Annotated in this window: 14 protein-coding genes; 3 read left to right on the forward strand and 11 right to left on the reverse strand. The window is 45.6% G+C overall.

All coding sequences use genetic code 11. The features are described 5' to 3' along the window. Window positions 1-162 precede the first annotated feature (162 nt). Together adhE and AB4027_RS06515 are read left to right on the forward strand one after the other, a co-directional pair. Window positions 163-2,760 (forward strand): bifunctional acetaldehyde-CoA/alcohol dehydrogenase, encoded by a 2,598-nt coding sequence (gene adhE, locus AB4027_RS06510; RefSeq protein WP_368644755.1) that lies wholly within the window; start codon window positions 163-165, stop codon window positions 2,758-2,760. A gap of 216 nt (window positions 2,761-2,976) precedes the next feature. Then, window positions 2,977-3,981, forward strand: coding sequence for a TrkA family potassium uptake protein (locus tag AB4027_RS06515; RefSeq protein WP_091489848.1), 1,005 nt, complete (start codon window positions 2,977-2,979; stop codon window positions 3,979-3,981). Between the two features lie 777 nt (window positions 3,982-4,758). On the opposite strand, the gene parC is transcribed toward AB4027_RS06515, so the two are convergent. Both parC and parE read right to left on the reverse strand, forming a co-directional pair. Beyond that, entirely contained in the window at window positions 4,759-7,233 is a 2,475-nt protein-coding gene (gene parC, locus AB4027_RS06520; RefSeq protein ID WP_368644756.1) for a DNA topoisomerase IV subunit A, read from the reverse strand. A gap of 20 nt (window positions 7,234-7,253) precedes the next feature. Continuing rightward, window positions 7,254-9,233, reverse strand: coding sequence for a DNA topoisomerase IV subunit B (parE, locus tag AB4027_RS06525; RefSeq protein ID WP_368644757.1), 1,980 nt, complete (start codon window positions 9,231-9,233; stop codon window positions 7,254-7,256). A gap of 261 nt (window positions 9,234-9,494) precedes the next feature. Between parE and plsY the strand changes: the two genes are divergently transcribed. Then, window positions 9,495-10,094, forward strand: a complete 600-nt coding sequence (gene plsY, locus AB4027_RS06530) for a glycerol-3-phosphate 1-O-acyltransferase PlsY (protein ID WP_091488727.1) — start codon at window positions 9,495-9,497, stop codon at window positions 10,092-10,094. A gap of 62 nt (window positions 10,095-10,156) precedes the next feature. On the opposite strand, the gene AB4027_RS06535 is transcribed toward plsY, so the two are convergent. From AB4027_RS06535 to lepB, 9 genes are all read right to left on the reverse strand, one after another. Beyond that, on the reverse strand, window positions 10,157-11,140 hold the full coding sequence (locus tag AB4027_RS06535) for a sensor domain-containing diguanylate cyclase (RefSeq protein ID WP_368644758.1): 984 nt from the start codon (window positions 11,138-11,140) through the stop codon (window positions 10,157-10,159). Window positions 11,141-11,164: 24 nt separating this feature from the next. Further along, window positions 11,165-12,589, reverse strand: a complete 1,425-nt coding sequence (gene hslU, locus AB4027_RS06540; protein ID WP_368644759.1) for an ATP-dependent protease ATPase subunit HslU — start codon at window positions 12,587-12,589, stop codon at window positions 11,165-11,167. Between the two features lie 13 nt (window positions 12,590-12,602). Then, complete coding sequence (hslV, locus tag AB4027_RS06545) at window positions 12,603-13,142, reverse strand: ATP-dependent protease subunit HslV (RefSeq protein WP_091488733.1); 540 nt, start codon at window positions 13,140-13,142, stop codon at window positions 12,603-12,605. 30 nt (window positions 13,143-13,172) lie between these two features. Next, complete coding sequence (xerC, locus tag AB4027_RS06550) at window positions 13,173-14,069, reverse strand: tyrosine recombinase XerC (RefSeq protein ID WP_091488734.1); 897 nt, start codon at window positions 14,067-14,069, stop codon at window positions 13,173-13,175. A gap of 751 nt (window positions 14,070-14,820) precedes the next feature. After that, window positions 14,821-16,890: a type I DNA topoisomerase gene (gene topA / locus AB4027_RS06555; RefSeq protein WP_368644760.1), complete on the reverse strand. Its 2,070-nt coding sequence runs from the start codon at window positions 16,888-16,890 to the stop codon at window positions 14,821-14,823. 147 nt (window positions 16,891-17,037) lie between these two features. Continuing rightward, complete coding sequence (gene dprA, locus AB4027_RS06560) at window positions 17,038-17,913, reverse strand: DNA-processing protein DprA (protein ID WP_368644761.1); 876 nt, start codon at window positions 17,911-17,913, stop codon at window positions 17,038-17,040. An 87-nt stretch (window positions 17,914-18,000) separates the two neighbouring features. Next, window positions 18,001-18,771 carry a ribonuclease HII gene (locus AB4027_RS06565; protein ID WP_368644762.1) on the reverse strand — a complete coding sequence of 257 codons (771 nt, stop codon included), beginning with the start codon at window positions 18,769-18,771 and terminating at the stop codon, window positions 18,001-18,003. After that, window positions 18,749-19,612 (reverse strand): ribosome biogenesis GTPase YlqF, encoded by an 864-nt coding sequence (gene ylqF / locus AB4027_RS06570; RefSeq protein WP_368644763.1) that lies wholly within the window; start codon window positions 19,610-19,612, stop codon window positions 18,749-18,751. The genes AB4027_RS06565 and ylqF overlap by 23 nt, the downstream gene beginning before the upstream one ends. A 47-nt stretch (window positions 19,613-19,659) precedes the next feature. Beyond that, window positions 19,660-20,274 (reverse strand): signal peptidase I, encoded by a 615-nt coding sequence (lepB, locus tag AB4027_RS06575; protein ID WP_368644764.1) that lies wholly within the window; start codon window positions 20,272-20,274, stop codon window positions 19,660-19,662. Window positions 20,275-20,334: the final 60 nt, after the last annotated feature.

Consider the following 20,334-nt stretch of genomic DNA (forward strand, 5'->3'; position numbering starts at 1 on the left):
ACTATGGTACTCTAGGTTTGTGGTAAAAAAGTGAAAAAAGTTCAATCGCTTTGTTTCTAGAATATACTGTCTTTTTCAGGGCCCACAACATTAAATATGAGAAAGGCTTTTATTTTTAAAGTGTATTGCTCAATACTTCACTAACTATAGGAGGAAATGATTATGGTAAAGGTTTTAGAAAAAAACAAAAAAGAAACGAATGTGAACGAGACTATCGATCAGTTAGTCACGAAAGCACAGAAAGCATTAGAAGGAATGTATGAATTAAATCAGGAACAAGTTGATGAAATCGTCAAGCAGATGGCGCTGGCAGGACTGGATCAGCACATGACACTGGCTAAAATGGCTGTCGAAGAAACGGGCCGCGGCGTTTACGAAGATAAGATCATCAAAAATCTTTTTGCTTCTGAATACGTCTATCACAGCATTAAATCAGATAAAACGATCGGTGTCATCAACGAGAACAAACATGAAGAAACGGTCGAGATCGCTGAACCTATCGGAGTGGTCGCTGGTGTGACCCCCGTCACTAACCCGACATCAACGACGATCTTCAAGTCCATGATCGCGATCAAAACAGGAAACCCGATCATCTTTGCTTTCCACCCTTCTGCTCAAAAATCGAGTGCTGCAGCTGCCCGTGCCTTATATGAAGCAGCCGTCAAAGCAGGTGCACCTGAAAACTGCATCCAGTGGATCGACAAGCCTTCACTTGAAGCAACACAGGCCTTGATGAAACATGACGGTGTCGCCACGATCCTGGCTACCGGTGGACCTGGCATGGTCAAATCTGCTTACAGTTCAGGGAAACCCGCTCTAGGTGTGGGTGCTGGTAACGTTCCGTGTTATATAGAAAAAACAGCAAACGTCAAGCGTGCCACTAACGATCTGATCTTATCAAAAACATTCGATAACGGCATGATCTGTGCCTCTGAACAAGCAGTCATCGTGGATAAAGAAATTTACTCTGACGTTAAAAAAGAGTTGACAGATAACGGCTGTCACTACCTGAACAATGAAGAAAGACAGAAAGTCGAACAATTGATGGTCTCAGAAGAAGGTCAGTTGAATGCAGCTATCGTCGGGCGTTCAGCCTACCAGATCGCCGAAATGGCAGGTATCAAAGTACCACAGGATACGAAGATCCTCATTGCGGAATACGCTGGTGTGGGTAAAAAATATCCACTATCAAGAGAAAAACTGAGCCCGGTACTTGCAGCCTATAAAGTAAACAGTTCTGAAGAAGGCATCAAACGGGCCGAAGAAATGCTGGCTTACGGTGGATTGGGACATTCAGCTGTCATCCACTCTCACAACGATGACGTCATTCAGGCATTTGACCGCCGCATGAAAGCCGGCCGTCTCATCGTCAATGCACCTTCAAGTCAAGGCGCCATCGGAGATATCTATAACGCCTACATCCCTTCTCTTACTCTTGGATGTGGTTCATACGGAGGGAATTCTGTGTCAACAAATGTCGGTACCATGCATCTGATCAATGTCAAGAAACGTGCCAAACGTACAAACAATATGCAGTGGTTCAAGATTCCACCAAAAGTTTATTTCGAACGTAACTCTGTTCAATACCTTGCTAAAATGCCAGACATCAAGAAGGCCTTTATTGTGACTGACCCGATGATGGTCGAGCTCGGCTATGTCGATCGTGTCCTCTATCACTTGAGAAACCGTCCGGATTATGTCCACTGTGAGATCTTTTCTGACGTCGAAGCGGATCCTTCAAAGGAAACCGTGATGAGAGGTGCAGAAGCCATGGCTGCTTTCCAGCCTGACGTCATTATTGCTTTAGGCGGTGGATCACCTATGGATGCTGCTAAAGGTATGTGGTTATTCTATGAACAGCCGGATACAGATTTCAACGGCATCAAACAAAAATTCCTGGATATCAGAAAACGTGTTTACAAGTTCCCTAAACTGGGCGGGAAATCTCAATTTGTAGCCATCCCGACAACATCAGGAACGGGTTCAGAAGTTACATCATTCTCAGTCATCACTGATAAAGAAACATCGACCAAATATCCACTGGCTGATTATGAGCTGACTCCGGACGTTGCGATCATCGATCCACAATTTGTTATGACCGTCCCTCCTGTCGTGACAGCTGATACCGGGATGGATGTACTGACTCATGCGATCGAAGCTTATGTTTCCAATATGGCTAACGACTATACAGATGGATTGGCCATTAAAGCGATCCAGTTAGTCTTCAAGCATCTGCCTACCGCCTACAAGAATGGCGCTGATGAAACAGCACGAGAAAAAATGCATAATGCCTCAACTATTGCAGGTATGGCTTTCGCCAATGCATTCTTAGGAATCAACCACAGTCTGGCTCACAAACTGGGAGCACAGTTCCATATCGCTCACGGCCGTTCAAATGCCATCCTGATGCCGCATGTCATCCGCTACAATGCGAAGAAACCGACAAAATTCGTCGCGTTTCCTAAATATGAACACTTCATTGCGGATGAACGTTATGCAGAAATCGCTAAAGCATTGGGCCTGCCTGCCAGCACAACCGAAGAAGGCGTAGAAAGTCTGATCAAAGCAATCTATGATCTAGCCAAAGAACTGAATATTCCAATGAGTATCAAAGAAAATGGCGTAGATAAAAAAGACTTTGAGAAAGTTGTCGACGCTATGGCTGACCGTGCATTCGAAGATCAATGTACAACAGCTAACCCTAAATTACCTTTAGTCACAGAACTTGCTCAAGTTTACCGAGACGCCTATAAAGGATAAGAAAAGAAGAACAAGAAAGAAGAGACAGGTATTGCCGGTCTCTTCTTTTTTGTTTTCGTCACTTTTTCAGTACGTACTTTTTTAGTGAAGTTAAACCGCCCTCCCTTTTATCTATATTCATGACTTCATAAGCGAATCCTCTATATCTTTCCTGCTTTAAGTGATAAAATAATAGAGTAGAGTTAGATTTCGCTTATCTCTCAAGGAGTTGAATATATGCAGCAGCATAAACGAACCTTATATATATTATATTTGCTGGTAGCGATTATTCTGATAGGCATTGGTGGATATTATCTGTTGCTTGATATCAGTTTAATGGATGCCTTCTATATGACAGTGATAACTATATCCACAGTTGGCTTCCAGGAAGTTGTACCATTGACTGTACCTGCTCAGCTCTTTACCATTATCCTGATTTTCTTCAGTTTGGGGACCCTTGGGTATACCGGTTCACAGCTGATCAGTTTTTTCTTTGGAGGTACGCTGCAGGAAGTTTGGAGGGAACAAAAAATGAAAGATCGGCTTGCCGATTTAAACGATCATATCATCGTATGTGGTGCTGGCGAAACAGGTCAGCACATTATACAGTCTCTAGAGCGGGAAAATGTAGAGTTCGTAGTTATCGAATTTGAGGAAGACAAGTTAGAAGCCATTAAAGAATATGATAATGTCATAGCCTTTCAAGGGGATGCGACTCAAGATGAGGTCCTTGAAAAAGCTGGGATCCATCGTGCCAAAGGATTGATAGCCGCACTGAATAGTGATGCAAACAATCTTTACACCGTACTTACGGCACGTCAGCTAAAACCTGATTTGCTTATTGTTGCCCGTGCTATTACTCATAATTCGCATGAAAAACTGATTCGAGCCGGAGCAGACAAAACGGTCTCTCCGAATGAAATCGGCGGACACCGTATGGCTTCCATGCTGCTGAAACCATCAGTTATTGCATTCTTAGACACAATCACTCACTCAGGAAAGATCGATCTGAACTTAAATGAAGTGGTGATCCAACCTTCTTCAGCGATCAGTAACAAAACACTGATGCAGGCTAATATTCCGGAACAGACTGATTTGATCATTATTGCCATTAAGGAAAAAGAGGATGATGGCATCGTCTTTAATCCGACAAAAGATCATCTACTGAAACCCGGCCAGACACTTATCGCCCTCGGAGATAATGACGATCTCAAAAAACTAAAAAAGTTAGCCGGGGCTTGAGTGGTATCAAACAAAAAAGGCTGAATGGATTTTTCTGTTCAGCCTTTTTTTGATTCCCTTCGTTACCGTATGAACCTGGAGCAGTCTGGACAGAATCTTCATCAAGTATTTATGTTCTTTTCACATCCCGATTATCTTAACGAAAAACACCTGTTCATCATTTTTATACAGGAAAGTGTTCACTCATGATTTCTAAGATTCACAAGTGAACACTTTTATCCTTGGAATGTCTCACTCGCGTCCCAAACGGTTCATCAGTGAACACTTTTACTGCCAAAATGTCGTACTCATCTAATCTCACAGACGCGAGTGAACACCTTCTCCCTTGGAATGTCTCACTCGCGACCCAAACGGTTCGTCAGTGAACACTTTTACTGCCAAGATGTCGTACTCATCTAATCTCACGGACGCGAGTGGACACTTTCTCCCTTGGAATGTCTCACTCGCGACTCAAACGGTTCCTCAGTGAACACTTTTCCTGCCGAGATGTCGTACTCACCTAATCTCACGGACGCGAGTGGACACTTTCTCCCTTGGAATGTCTCACTCGCGACTCAAACGGTTCCTCAGTGAACATTTTTCCTGCCGAGATGTCGTACTCACCTAATCTCACGGACGCGAGTGGACACATTTATCCTTGAAATGTCTCACTCGCGACTCAAACGGTTCATCAGTGAACACTTTCCAGTTCCACATAGGGACATTTTCTCTCGGTCTCACATCAAAAAGAGGCCCGCATCCACCGGGAATGCGGGCCTTCCTATCTACCTCGTTCGATTATTTTACTTCTTTTTCTTCCTCTATCCGCACGATGCTTTCTTTATACGCATCCACGGGTACGCCGTCGGAATCTTCGTCTAAAATGAATGAACCGTTGCTGTACCGGTCGCTGAAGGCATAATCTTTCGCTCTGACTGTGAAATCATTGCCTTTATCCGTCACGATGGTCCATTCAGCATCCAATTGTTCGATATCGATCATCAGCGCCATACGGTGAGGTTTGTTTTTCAGTTCTCTTAATACCAGCAGGCCGCGTTTGGCTCGTGAAATAACATCGAAATCTGCGACATTCATCCGCTTGACAGATCCGCGGTGAGTGACCATCAGGACGCTCTTGTTTCCTTCAGAAGGATCAAAGATGAGTCCACCGGCCACTTGATCTTCTTTCTTCAAGTTGATGGACTTCACACCACTGGCGTTGGCACCCACGGTCGAAACTTCAGGCAAGGTATAGCGCAGGCCGAATCCCAGCTGGGTGACTAAGAATACATCATAGAGTGATTCGTCATTGATCAGATACACGGACAGCAATTCATCCGTTTTCCCTTTTAACTTGATCGCTGTTGCGGAACGGGAACGATACGTCCGTTTCGGTGCATACTCGGAAACCAGCGTCTGCTTGATATACCCCGCTTTGGTGATGAAGACAAACTTCTGCTGCTCCGAGAATTCTTTCAGGCCGTAAGCCGCAATGATTTTCTCGTCAGGCTGTATGCTGATCGTCTGGGAAATATGTTCGCCCAGATCTTTCCATTTGATCTCAGGGATCTCATGGACCGGTCGGTTGATGACATTCCCTTTCGTCGTGAACAGAACTACATGATCCAGCGTCGAGATTTTTTCAGTGAAGACTGAGTAATCCCCGTCTCTCAAAGCAATCTCTTCAGCGTTCGAAGCACCATAAGAACGCAGACTGGTCCGTTTCAGGTAGCCCTCTTTGGTCACTGACACAACGACTTCCTCTTCAGTGACGAGCACTTCTTTTTCGACTTTCAGCTCTTCGATCTTGTCTTCAATCACCGTCTGTCTGTCTTTGGCGTTTTCTTTCTTCACTTCTCTCAGTTCTTTTTTCATGACTGATTCCAGTGTTTTTTCATCGTTCAAGATCTTATTATATTCGTCGATACGCGCTGCCAGCTCGTCTGCTTCTTTTTGAAGCTGCGTGATATCTGTATTGGTCAAGCGGTACAACTGCAGACTTACGATGGCTTCAGCCTGCATTGCAGTAAAGTCATACGCACTAATGATATTGTCCTTCGCGTCGCCTTTGTTCTTGCTGGCCCGGATGGTCTTGATGACCTGATCCAGGATAGAAATAGCTTTTATCAGACCTTCAACGATATGCGCACGTTTCTGGTCTTTGTTGAGCAGGAACTTCGTACGCTTTCTGATGATATCTTTCTTGTGAGCGATATAAGCAGATAAAAACTCTTTCAGTCCGACCTGCTGCGGACGACGGTCGCTGATGGCGATCATATTCAGGTTATAAGAGACCTGAAGATCCGTATTTTTGAATAAGTAAGTCAAAATCCCCTGAGTCGGCGTATCTTTTTTCAGCTCGACCACGATACGCAAGCCGGTACGGTCACTTTCATCACGCACGTCTGCGATGCCATCGATTTTCTTGTTGATGCGGATCTCGTCCATTTTACGGACCATCGTCGCTTTGTTCACTTCATAAGGGATCTCGGTGATGACGATCTGTTCTTTGCCGCCTCTCACTTTTTCGATCTCGGTCTTTGAACGGATGACGATTTTCCCTTTACCCGTTTTATAGGCATTTTTAAGTCCTTTGACGCCTTGAATGATGCCGCCGGTCGGGAAATCCGGTCCTTTGATAAAGTCCATCAGTTTGTCGACGGATGCATTCGGATGCTGGATTTGGTAGATGCAGGCATCGATGACTTCGCCCAGATTATGGGGCGGGATATCGGTAGCATAACCGGCAGAAATACCCGTTGCCCCATTAACTAAAAGGTTAGGGAAACGTGCCGGCAGGACGGTCGGTTCATTGGTCGTATCGTCAAAGTTCAGGACGAACTCGACCGTTTCTTTATCGATGTCTTTCAATAATTCATTAGCCACTTTTGACAGTCGCGCCTCGGTATAACGCATGGCTGCCGGTGGATCGCCGTCCATGCTCCCGTTGTTGCCGTGCATCGTAACTAAAGGTGTCTTCATTTTCCAGTCCTGGCTCATTCGGACCATGGCTTCATAAACACTGCTGTCGCCGTGCGGGTGGAAGTTACCGATAACGTTCCCCACCGTTTTCGCTGATTTTCTGAAGCCCTTGTCGTGCGTGTTGCCTTCTGAATACATCGCATACAGGATTCGGCGCTGTACGGGCTTGAGACCGTCTCTGATGTCCGGCAGTGCCCGTTCCTGGATGATATACTTCGAATATCTCCCGAAACGGTCGCCCATTACTTCTTCTAGTGTTAACTCTTGGATTTCTTCTCGTTGTTTTGCCATATCAGTAAGTCAAACCTTTCTCACAACTCTACAGTTTCTTCCACTTCTTCAAGGATGTCATTCGTTTCCAGAATGCTGCCTTCTTCTTCAAGCGAGAATTCCACATTCTCTTCGATCCACTTACGACGGGGATCGACTTTGTTCCCCATGAGGACAGACACCCGGCGTTCAGCCTGTGCGACGTCATCGATCGTCACACGTATGAGCGTCCGTGACTCAGGATTCATCGTTGTATCCCACAACTGGTCGGCGTTCATTTCACCCAAACCTTTGTAGCGCTGGATGATGTAGCCTTTACCGAATGTCTTCAGGAGTTTGTCCAGTTCTTCATCCGTCCAGGCATACTCGATGACCTCTTTCTTGCCTTTACCTTTAGACACTTTATATAAAGGCGGCAGGGCGAGATACACTTTGCCTTCTTCGATCAGGGGTTTCATATAACGGTAGAAGAAGGTCAAAAGCAGGACCTGGATATGCGCACCGTCTGTATCCGCATCGGTCATGATGACGACTTTATCGTAATTACAGTCTTTGATATCGAATTCAGGTCCGACACCTGCACCGATCGTGTAGATCATCGTGCTGATCTCTTCATTTTTCAGGATATCCTGCATGTTCGCTTTTTCTGTATTGATGACCTTTCCTCGCAGCGGCAGAATCGCCTGGAACTTTCTGTCCCGGCCTTGCTTGGCTGAACCGCCGGCAGAATCCCCCTCAACGAGATACAATTCGTTCTTCTTAGCGTTTTTACTTTGAGCCGGTGTCAGCTTGCCGGACAAGAGTGTCTCTTTGCGTTTTTTCTTCTTGCCGTTTCGGGATTCATCTTTCGCCTTGCGTGCCGCTTCCCGGGCTTCTCTCGCTTTGATCGCTTTACGGACGATCTGCTGGCTCATTTCGCCATTTTCAGCCAGCCAGAAGTTGAACTGCTCTGAAATCACCGTATCGCACGCCGCACGGGCTTCAGTCGTCCCCAGCTTGCTCTTCGTCTGACCTTCAAACTGCAGCAGGTTCTCAGGGATACGAACGGATAGAATGATCGCGATCCCTTCACGCACATCGGTCCCTTCCAGGTTCTTGTCCCGCTCTTTCAAAAGGTTCACGCGTTTGGCGTATTCATTGAAGGTCTTTGTGATCGCCGTTTTTGTACCAATCTCATGCGTCCCGCCATCTTTCGTGCGTACGTTATTGACAAAGCTCAGCAGGTTCTCGGAGTAGCCATCGTTGTACTGAAAGGCACATTCCACTTCGATGCCTTTATATTCACCTTCAAAGTAGGCGATCGGTGTCAGTGTATCTTTTTCTTCATTGATATATTTGACGAATTCCTTGATGCCTTCTTCGTAATGAAAGATTTCTTCGGCATCTTCTTTGCGTTCATCTTTGACCGAGATCGTCACGTCTTTCAAAAGGAAGGCCGATTCTCTCAAGCGTTCACTCAACTGTGAGAAAGAATAGTCCGTTGTTGAAAAGATTTCAGGATCCGGTTTGAAATGCACCGTGGTCCCAGTCGCTTTTTTCTGGCCTTTTTTCTTCGTCAGTTTACCGGCAGGCTTTCCGCCCTTTTTAAAATGCTGCGTGTACTCAAAGCCGTCGCGGTTGACTTGGACCGTCAACTCTTCAGACAGCGCATTCACAACAGAAGCCCCTACACCATGCAGACCACCGGATGTTTTGTATCCGCCGCTCTGGCCGAACTTGCCACCGGCGTGCAGGACTGTAAAAATAACTTGTATAGTCGGCACACCAGACTTATGCATTCCCGTCGGCATCCCGCGTCCATCGTCTTTGACTGTGATGCTGTTGTCTTTGTGGATGGTAACGTCGATCCGTGTCCCATATCCGGCCAGCACTTCATCTACGGCGTTGTCAACGATCTCATAGACGAGATGGTGCAGCCCTCTGGAGTCTGTCGATCCAATATACATACCCGGACGTTTTCTGACCGCGTCCAGGCCTTCCAACACTTGAATTGAACTATCATCGTAATTATTTTTTGCCATTACCACAGATTCTCCTTTGATTCTTCACATGCTGATATTTCGTTATTCAACTTTTTATAATAAAAATAGATTGTGTATTCTTTCGTTAAAAGCCAAGCACTATTAATCTTACCATAATTTAAGTAGCATGTGTAAAAAACCTTTGTTCCCCTAACGCCAGAGGCATGTTATGTGCCCTCACCTGCCATCTTTTATTGTTGTCACCGTCCTGTCATGGTAGAATAATAAAGGATTAAGGGTGAACTTAAGGAGGAAACATGTTTGATTGAACTAATACTCATTGCTGCAGCTTACCTGCTCGGATCGATCCCCTCGGGCGTATGGATAGGTAAAGCTTTTTTTAAAACAGATATAAGAGAACAGGGAAGCGGGAACTCAGGGACTACGAATACTTACCGGGTCCTCGGGAAATGGGCCGGCACAGTCGTTTTGGTCATGGATATCGCCAAAGGAACACTAGCTGTTTTGCTGCCGCTATGGTTTGGCGTCACGATTCATCCGATGATTTTCGGTTTATTTGCGATCATCGGCCACGTTTATCCAATTTTTGCCGGATTTAAAGGCGGAAAAGCCGTGGCGACGACTGCTGGTGTCGCTCTGGGAGTCCAACCCCTTTTTGTCCTGGTTTTGATCATGGTGTTCGCGGCCATCCTGTATACATCGAGTATGGTCAGCCTTGCAAGCGTACTGACCCTGATCATCGCTGCCGGAGCCGCTCTCTTTGTAGGGGACTGGGTCTTCACTGCCATCGTCTGGATCGCTATGATTTTAGTTGTCGTGAGGCACCGGGCAAACATCGACCGGATCAGAAAGGGCGAAGAAAACAAGGTCCCTTTTGGATTGAATCAATCAGATAAATAAAGAGTAAAAGACCTTTTCCAGCTCAGTCTGTTTAATACGACTGAGTGTGGAAAAGGTCTTTTTTATCCGATTACCCGGTTTTTTCCGTTCGCTTTAGCTTTGTACAAGTTTTTATCCGCTTCTCTGAGAACATCCTGATGGTCCCCTTGGGTGTACAGAGTGAATTTCCCGCTGATAGTCAGCGATTCCAGTTTCAGGAATTCATTGGTTTCTATCGCTAACCGGCAGTCATTAAGCTGTTTTTCTGCTGCCTCTTTTGAAGTGTCGGGTAAAAGGATCAGGAATTCTTCACCGCCGTAACGGCCGACGATCCCTTTTCTATCCAGTTTACATTCCAGTGTCTTCGCGATTTCTTTGAGCACGTAGTCCCCAAAGACATGGCCTTTCGTGTCATTGAGATGCTTGAAATCGTCAATGTCCACCATGCTCACTGCCAGCTGTTTGCCTTTGACAGCCGAATCGATCATATGGGTCTTCAGTTCTCTGATGACTGCACGCCGGTTCCTGATCTGTGTGAGTTCATCTTTGTCGACAAGTTCGATCAGTGAAGACGTCAGATCCTCCAGATTTTCCACTTTGCTTTTCTGCTTGGAGACATCAAATACGATGCCTACAGCAAATAAAGGTGCCCCGTCTTCTGCTCTTTTCGTGACTTTCCCGCGGTCATAAAACCATTTCCAGGTTCCATCCTTGGCTTTGATGCGGTATTCGACCTCATAAACAGGCGTCACGCCTTTCAAGTGCTGCCGCATATTATCCATCACAGTTTCATAATCATCGGGATGCAGTTTGTTTGTAAAAAAATCATAAGGGATCTTTTCAGGCAGCTGATCGACAGAATAGCCGAGCGCTTCCACTTTCAAAGGATTAAAGACCACGTCATTGGTCTGGATATTCCAGTACCAGTGACCGAGATTTCCTTTCCAGGGATAGTCCAGCTTCGCTTCGGCTGCTTTTTCGGCCAGCAGTTCATCGATCAGCATTTGCTGTTCCTTGATCTTAAAGAGCAGTTCCTCTTTAGTCCGCTCATGTAATTGCTCACTCATCACTTCTGCACCCCAATAAATGTCTTATAAGATATAGCGGCTAAGGTCCTTGTTCTCGACGATATGGCCGATTTTATCTTCAACATATTTTTCTGTGATCTTCACTTCGCCCATCGTCATGTCCGGAGATTCGAACAGCAGATCTTCAAGCAGGCGCTCAAGGATCGTATGCAGACGACGTGCCCCGATATTATCCGTGGATTCATTCACGTCATAGGCGATCTCAGCGATTTTTTCGACTGCTTCCATCGTAAAGATCACGTTGATATTTTCTGTTTCAAGCAAGGCACGGTACTGCTTCACTAAAGCATTTTCCGGTTCTGTCAGGATCTTCACGAAATCGTCTTTCGTCAAGTCATTCAGTTCCACGCGGATCGGGAAACGTCCCTGCAGTTCAGGGATCAGATCGCTTGGTTTAGACAGGTGAAAAGCGCCGGAACCGATGAACAGGATATGGTCGGTATTGACTGTTCCATATTTCGTACGCACACTGGATCCTTCAACGATCGGCAGGATGTCTCTCTGAACACCTTCTCGGGAGACCTGACCGCTGTTCTGCTGTCCTTTAGACGTGATCTTATCGATCTCATCCACAAAGATGATCCCTGAGTTCTCTGTCAAGTTGATCGCATCGGAATAAATATCTTCCGTGTTGATCAGCTTGTCTGCTTCTTCTTCCGTAAAGATATCGACCGCTTCTTTAACCGTGACTTTACGCTTCACTTTTTTAGTCGGGGTCAGCTGGCCGAATGTTTCTGACAAGTCGATACCCATCGATTCCAGCGGCTGGCTCATCGGACTATTCGACGCTTTTTTCTTTTCTTCGACTTTGATCTCGACTTCGCGTGAGTCAAGGATCCCGCGGCTGATCTGGTCGATCAGGGCGTCACGTTTGGAAGAGATCTCTTCCGTGACAGTTTCTTCTTCCTCTTCGGCATTCTGATTGAACTGGTTCGGGTCCATGCCCATCCCTTTGAACATTCCCGCTAAAGGATTGTTGTCATAGCCGCTTTTTTCCTTCTTGATCCCTGGAGCCAGGGCTTTAGCGACGCGTTCGATGGCACGTCTTTCTGCACGTCCGCGTACGTTTTTACGGTACTCTTCACGGACCAGCTGGATGGCCGATTCTGTGAGGTCACGGACCATTGATTCAACGTCCCGGCCGATGTAGCCGACTTCTGTGAATTTTGTGGCTTCCACTTTGATGAAAGGGGCATCCACGATAGCAGCCAGACGACGGGCGATCTCTGTTTTACCGATACCCGTTGCACCGATCATCAGGATGTTTTTGGGTGTGATTTCTTTCTGCATGTCATCATCGAGCTTCAGACGACGGTAGCGATTACGCAGTGCGACTGCGACCGCTTTTTTAGCGTCCTTCTGGCCCACGATGTATTTATCCAGTTTGGTTACGATTTCTCTTGGTGTTAAATCATTTCTTGCTTTCATGTCATCAGTCTCCTTACAGTTTTTCGGTTACGATATTATGGTTGGTGTATACACAGATATCCGCTGCAATCGTCAAACTGTCTTTGGCGATTTCTTCTGCGGACAGGGTTTCTCCGTGTTTCTTCAAGGCACGGGCAGCTGACAAGGCAAAGTTTCCGCCTGAACCGATACCTAAAATACCATCGTCCGGCTGGATGACTTCACCATTACCGGAAACCAGAAGCATCTGTTCCTTGTTCATGACGATGAGCAAAGCTTCCAGGTTTTTCATCATCTTGTCTGTACGCCATTCCTTGGCCAGTTCCACGGCAGCACGCATGAGGTGACCGTTGTACTGGTTCAGATAGCCTTCAAATTTTTCTTCGAGTGTGAATGCATCAGCCACACTGCCGGCAAAGCCGACGAGGACTTCATTGTTATAGATCTTTCTTACTTTACGGGCTGAGCCTTTCATAATGACTTTCTCGCCCATCGTGACCTGACCGTCTCCAGCCATGGCACATTCGCCATTGTGTTGAATAGCTAAAATCGTGGTTGCATGAAACTCTGTCATTTTGTATTCCTCCATTTAAAAGTGTTTAGTTTATGCTCTGGGGTGATAAGAATTATAATCCTTCTGCAGGTGCTCAGTGGTCACATGCGTATAGATCTGCGTCGAAGCCAGACTCTTATGCCCCAGCAGTTCCTGTACCGTCCGTATGTCGGCGCCATTATTAAGTAAATGAGTCGCAAACGTGTGACGCAGCATGTGAGGAGTGATGTTATGAGACAGCGAACTCTTTTTGATCAGCTGTGTCAGCACGAACTGAATGCCGTTCTGCGTGATCTGATCGCCATGATGATTGATGAACAGATAGTCGTGGTCTTTCTTGTATTTCGACATTACGACTTGACGTCCATCTTCAATATAAGCTTTCACGGCTTCACTCGCATAATGACCGAAAGGAATATAGCGTTCCTTCCGTCCTTTTCCTTTAACGAAAAGCATCCCCATTTCAAAATCGATATCTTCCAGCTGGATGCCCTGGCATTCGCTTACCCGGATACCGGTACCGTAAAGCAGTTCCAGCAGAGCCTGATTGCGCTGGTCGAGCGGGGCATCCCCTTCTGTCGCTTCGAACAGCACCTTCATTTCTTCTTCATAGAAAAAGCTGGGCAATCGTGACCCGCGTTTTTTTAGATGCAGATAAGAAAACGGGTTGTCCTTAACGATTTCGTTGTTGAGTAAAAACTGATAAAAAGCACGGATACTGGAGATTTTTCGCGAAATCGATGCACGCGAGTACTCTTTATCTGTCAAATAACTCAGATATATCCGTGCATCAGACAATTCAACTGTCAAGATGTCTTCTTCCCCTGTTTCTTTTAAAAATCGCTCAAAGGCCGTTAAATCGTCAATATAAGCAAGAGTCGTATGCTCAGAATAGTGACGTTCATTGGTCAGATAATTCGAAAAAAGGGTGATCCATTTATTTTCCATGCCTATCTCTCCTCACCTTCTCTATTTTACCATATGTGAGACACTGAGGCACATAAAGAAAGTGGGATAAAACAATGAAGATTTAAGAACATTTGAAATGAAGGATCGATCATGCTCGATCCCTTTAGTATCTGGAAGGTCAGCACAGGCTTAGCCTATCACAATTTCGAGAATCGGTTGTTCAAGTCTCTTAGCAACCGATTCTTCCACTGATTCAAGCGGAAAGTGGGTACAAAACCGATATAGTGACACTTTCAAACATTTAGGGCTCTGGAACTGGTCGCAATACCGTTATTGGAACATCTTTTATGCCTTATATTCTTTAAAACCTGTCGCAATATCGTGATTAGAACACCTTTTATGCCTTATGCTCTTTAAAACCTGTCGCAATATCGTTATTGGAACATCTTTTATGCCTTATGCTCTTCAAAACCTGTTGCAATACCGTTATTAGAACACCTTTTATGCCGCACAGTACTCAAAACCTGTCGCAATATCGTTATTGGAACATCTTTTATGCCCTATGCTCTTCAAAACCTGTCGCAATACCGTGATTAGAACACCTTTTATGCCGCACAGTACTCAAAACCTGTCGCAATACCGGCATAGCGGGAAATTCAAGCACAACATTCCTAAAGTTCTCGCTGCATTTAAACCCAACAGGCCAGCCTTGTAAGTTTCACCCCTCAATGAGCTCTCTAAAGACGAAGAAAGAGGCTGTCTCCAGCCTCTTTCCACCGTATAACGATCTTTATTTTTGTGGTTCTTCCTTGTAATCACAATTGGAACAAATGACTTGCTTCTGTTTTTTCGTTTTCTTCTCGACCAGATAGTGATCGCATTTCGGACAATCGCGACCGATCGGTTTGTCCCATGACGTGAATTCGCATTCCGGGTAGTTTTCGCATCCGTAGAAGATACGTTTCTTCTTGGACTTGCGCTCCACCACTTCACCTTTTTTACATACCGGACATGTCACACCGATTTTCTTGACGATCGGTTTGGTGTTTCGGCAGTCAGGGAAATTGGAACAGGCATAGAACTTGCCGTAGCGGCCCATTTTAATAACCATTGGCGACCCGCATTTTTCACAGTCAAAGCCAGCCGGTTCATCCTCGATCTCCACTTCTTCGAGTTCTTTTTCTGCCGTCGTGACTTCTTCTTTAAAGGGTTTATAAAACTGATCGATGACTTCGACCCATTCTTTGGTCCCTTCTTCAACGGCATCCAGATCTTTCTCCATATCCGCTGTAAAGTTGACATCGACGATATTCGGGAAGAATTCACCGATGATCGTATTGACGATGGTACCGAGCTCTGTCGGTTCAAACCGTTTGTTCGCCAGTGTCACATAGTAGCGGCGCTGGATGGTTTCAAGCGTCGGTGCATAAGTCGACGGACGCCCCACACCGTTTTCCTCCAGTGTTTTGATCAATGTGGCTTCACTGTAGCGGGCAGGCGGTTGTGTAAAGTGCTGGTTCGGTTCGATCGCATCCATTTTGATCTTATCGCCTTCAGCAAGGTCCGGCAAGATGTTGTCCTTGTCTTTCTTGCTTTCAGCATAAGCCAGCTGATACCCTTTGAATTTAATCTGCGAACCGTTCGCTCTGAATCTCACACCGTTCTGCTCGATATCCACGCGGACGGTATCATAAACAGCCGGTTTCATCTGACTGGCAATAAAACGTGACCAGATCAGCGAATACAGTTTGTACTGATCTTTTGAGAGATACTGCTTGATGTCAGACGGTTTGCGCATGGCGCTGGTCGCACGGATGGCTTCGTGCGCATCCTGGGCAGACTGGGCGTTTTTCTGCTTTCTGGGTTTAGTGGCCGCATATTCTGCACCGAACTCGCTGAGGATCACTTCATGGGCTTCCTGTTTCGCCGTTTCAGACAGACGCGTGGAGTCCGTACGCATATAGGTGATTAGTCCTGTGGTCCCGCCTTTACCCAATGAGATCCCTTCATAAAGCTGCTGGGCGATCATCATGGTTTTTCGGGTCCGGAAGTTCAGCTTGCCGGCGGCTTCCTGCTGCAGGCTGCTGGTCGTGAACGGTGCATAAGGATTACGCTTGCGTTCCTTCTTGACGACCTTGGTGACATCAAAGTCAGCCTTTTGATCCAGTTTCTCCAGCACATTCTGTACGGCATCGTTATCCGGCAGTTTGGTTTTCTTGTTGTTCAAGCCGTAAAAATTCGCATCAAACACATTTTTTGCCTTTTTGAATTTGGCTTCGATGGACCAGTATTCTTCAGGCACGAAGTTCTTGATCTCTTCTTCGCGGTCGCAGATCATTTTCAAAGCAACAGACTGTACCCGTCCGGCACTCAGACCACGCTTGACTTTTTTCCAGAGCAGCGGGCTGATCTGATATCCCACGATACGGTCAAGGATACGTCGGGCCTGCTGGGAATCAATGAGATCCTCATTCAGATTTCTCGGATTTTTTAAAGCGTTCTTCACGGCGTCTTTGGTGATCTCGTTAAAGACGACACGGTTTTTTTCTTCATTATCCAGTTTTAGGATGTGGCTTAAGTGCCAGGCAATGGCTTCCCCTTCTCTGTCCGGGTCAGCTGCGAGAAAAACTTTTTCCGCTTTTTTTGCATGTTTCTTTAGATCCTTGATGACCGGGCCTTTACCGCGGATCGTAATGTAATCGGGCTGGTAATCATGTTCAAAATCCACACCCATACGACTTTTGGGCAAGTCTCTGATATGACCTAAACTGGCCACCACTTTATAATTTCTTCCAAGATACTTTTCGATCGTTTTTGCTTTTGCGGGCGATTCTACAATGACTAAATATTTATAAGCCAAATTGCAGGCTCCTTCCTCATATACCATATTTTTTACGCTGATTTTCTATAATTGCGTCATATTCTTGGTCTTCACAAGAATCGTAATCTATCATAGGGCATATGAATTCACTTTGTCAACTTTTAAAACTATATTTAATTAAAAACTTCACACAGTCATGTGCCATTCTGATAAAATATCGTCGTACGACTGGCAGAGTATTGCTCCTGCTTTGATCAGATCCAGACATCCTTTTGACTGCTCGCTGAAAACAGAACCAGGAACGGCAAAAACATCACGTCCTTCTTCAAGAGCCAGTCGTGCCGTGATGAGACTTCCGCTCCGTTCTCTGGCCTCAACGACTAAGATACCACGGGAGAGGCCGGCAATGATCCGGTTACGCAGAGGAAAATACTGCTTCTTAGGTGTTCTGTTCAGCGGATACTCAGAAAGGATCAGATGGTTCTTGCCGATTTCCTCCTGCAGCGGTTTATTTTCCCTTGGATAAGCATATCCGATCCCATTCCCTAAGACCGCGATCGTTTTTCCTCCATTTTCAATAGTCTTGGTATGCACATACGTATCAATGCCTCTCGCCAGACCGCTCACTGTCACCAAATCATGGCAGACAAGGGGAGGAAGCAGCTCTTTGAGGAATCGCTCACCGTACTCTGTGCAGTCACGTGCACCGACAATGCCTATCGTCCCTTTATATACGAGAGAAAAATCTCCTTTATAAAAGAGGACCAACGGGGGTTCATAACTTTTCCTCAAGGCATGCGGGTAATCTTCCTGACTGAGATAAACGGTATGGATACCTGCCGCTTTCTCTTCTTCCATGGATGTAACATAATCGAATTCTTTCAAATATCGCCAGAAAGCTGTTTTCTTCTGAAAAGTCATGGCAAGTGACCGGTCAGATACTAACGTGTAGTCACTAAATTCCGGATGGTCACTGATCAAGACCTTCCATTTTTCCTTATGACTTAAAAACGGGCAATAAGCTAACGCATATAAGTAATCTTCTGTCTGGATCGTCTGCAAAACATTATCTCCTTAAATAAAAAAATTGAGTTCCTATCTCTTTTATTGTTAAAAGAAATAAAAACTCACTAATTTTATTCGATTTTTTTACAGAAGGTCTTTGACCGGCCGGAACGACTTCCTGTGGATAGGTGTCACTCCATGCTTTTTCAGCCCATCAAGGTGATCTTTTGTACCGTACCCGGCATTTCTCTCAAAACCGTATCCCGGATATTTTTCCGCCAATTCCTTCATTATATTATCGCGTGTGACTTTTGCAATAATGGAAGCAGCGGCGATCGATATGCTTTTAGCATCGCCCTTGATGATTTTCTCCTGAGGGATCCGGCTGTCGATACGCATGGCATCGATCAGCAGACAGTCAGGACGGATGCCCAGACCTTCAACAGATTCTTTCATCGATACGCGGGTCGCTTCATAGATGTTCAAACTATCGATCATTTCTGGAGAGATGACCGAATAATTGATAGCCAGCGCCACTTTTTTTATCTTTTCAGCCCAGTGTTCCCGTTCTACCTCACTGAGTTGCTTGGAATCATTGATACCAGCCAAATCAGGTTCTTCCGGCAAAATGACTGCAGCAGAAACGACAGGACCAGCCAGAGGACCGCGTCCCACTTCATCGATACCGGCGATATATCCTTTACCCTGTTCCCTTAGAGCACGCTCATACGACTGCATCTTATGGTAATTCTCCTGTATCAGGGCCTGTTTCTTCAACCGGTTTTCATACTGCTTCAATGCCGTTTGAACACCTTTTCTCGCGTCTTGTTTCAACAGTGCAAGATAATCGCTGGATATTTCTGTTCCACTGCTTAAGAGTTCTTTTATTTCTTTAATCGTCTGTGTCTTTTCCATAGATATCTTCTGGTCGCTCAAGTGTGATCCTTCCTAACAATCCATTTCTAAGTTCGTGAATGAACATTTCTGCTCCTCGGTCATAATCATCCCTGAACCCTCTGACTTTTGTTATCTCTAAAAGTAATTCCGGCAGGTCGAGTTCCTCTTCTCTGCCCTCTTTTAAGTTATAGCGTTCTGTCATCGCCCCTGGGTAATGTTCTTTCAAATAACCCATGGCATACAGAGCGATATCGTCCAGATGCAGCAGGGTATCTTTGATTGCGCCAGTTACGGCCAGTCGTTTCCCGACATCCTGATCTTCGAATTTCGGCCATAGGATCCCTGGAGTATCCAGAAGCTCCAGTTCTTTACCATACTTGATCCACTGCTGAGCTTTAGTTACACCCGGTTTGTTCCCAGTCCGGGCAATGTTCTTGTGTGCAAACCGATTGATCAGTGTGGATTTCCCAACGTTCGGTATGCCTACGCAGACTGCTCTGATCGCACGTGGTTTCATGCCTTTCGCTTCGCGTTTTTCAAAGAAAGGCTTCAGCACTTTTTTTGTCAGTTTCAAAATTTCTTTGAGGCCCTGTCCTTCTTTCGCGTTGATCGAGATCGCAGGAATGCCTCTTTCTTCGTAATCTCTAAGCCAGGCAGATGTCTGTCTGGGATCTGCTAGATCACTTTTCATCAATACGACGATATGCGGTTTTTCACCGATCATCTCTTTGACATCCGGGTTCTTACTTGAATAAGGTATCCGTGCATCGATCAGTTCGTATACGACATCGACCATTTTCAGTTTTTCCAGAAATTGTCTTTTAGCTTTGGCCATGTGGCCGGGGTACCATTGTATCATGCGTCTGTCCTCTCCTTCCATGCGTGCTTTATAACAGCTCCCGCTTTTTATTCATCGTCATCGATGAAGCCGAAACGATCCAGCGGCCAGATTCGGAGACTCGTCTTTCCAGTCACGGTATCCTTATCGATGAAACCGAAGGAACGGCTGTCCTTTGAATTCACGCGGTTATCGCCCAGGACAAAGTAAGCATCATCAGGCACTTCCTCGACACCTTCGATGGAAGCCAGACTGAAGTTGCTGTTCAATGACTGCAGGTCCGATTCACTGACTCCGGAGAGATCGATGTAGTCTTCTTCAATAGTATCTCCGTTGATATAAAGGGTCTGATCAGAAAATGTGATCTCATCTCCCGGCAGACCGATCACCCGCTTGATAAACTGTTTATCGTTATCTTCAGGTGAAGGGAAGACGATCACATCAAAACGGTCGATATCACCCACTTTATTCAAAATCAAGCGGTCTCCATCATGCAGAGTCGGTTCCATAGACGCCCCTTCAACTCTGACGGGAGCTATAACGTAGAGTCTGATGCTTAAGAATATACCGGTGATGACAACAATATAAATAAATGTACTTATGATTTCTTGAAACAGTGTTTTTTCTTTTTGGGGCTTCTTATTATATTTGTCTCTTCGGGGAGTAAAAGATGAATCTTCCATACAATGACCTACTCTCTCTTATACATATTTAAAAAAGATAGAGAAAGAAAATGATCGGGC

The sequence above is a fragment of the Alkalibacterium putridalgicola genome (genome assembly GCF_040959045.1).
Lineage (GTDB): Bacteria > Bacillota > Bacilli > Lactobacillales > Carnobacteriaceae_A > Alkalibacterium > Alkalibacterium putridalgicola.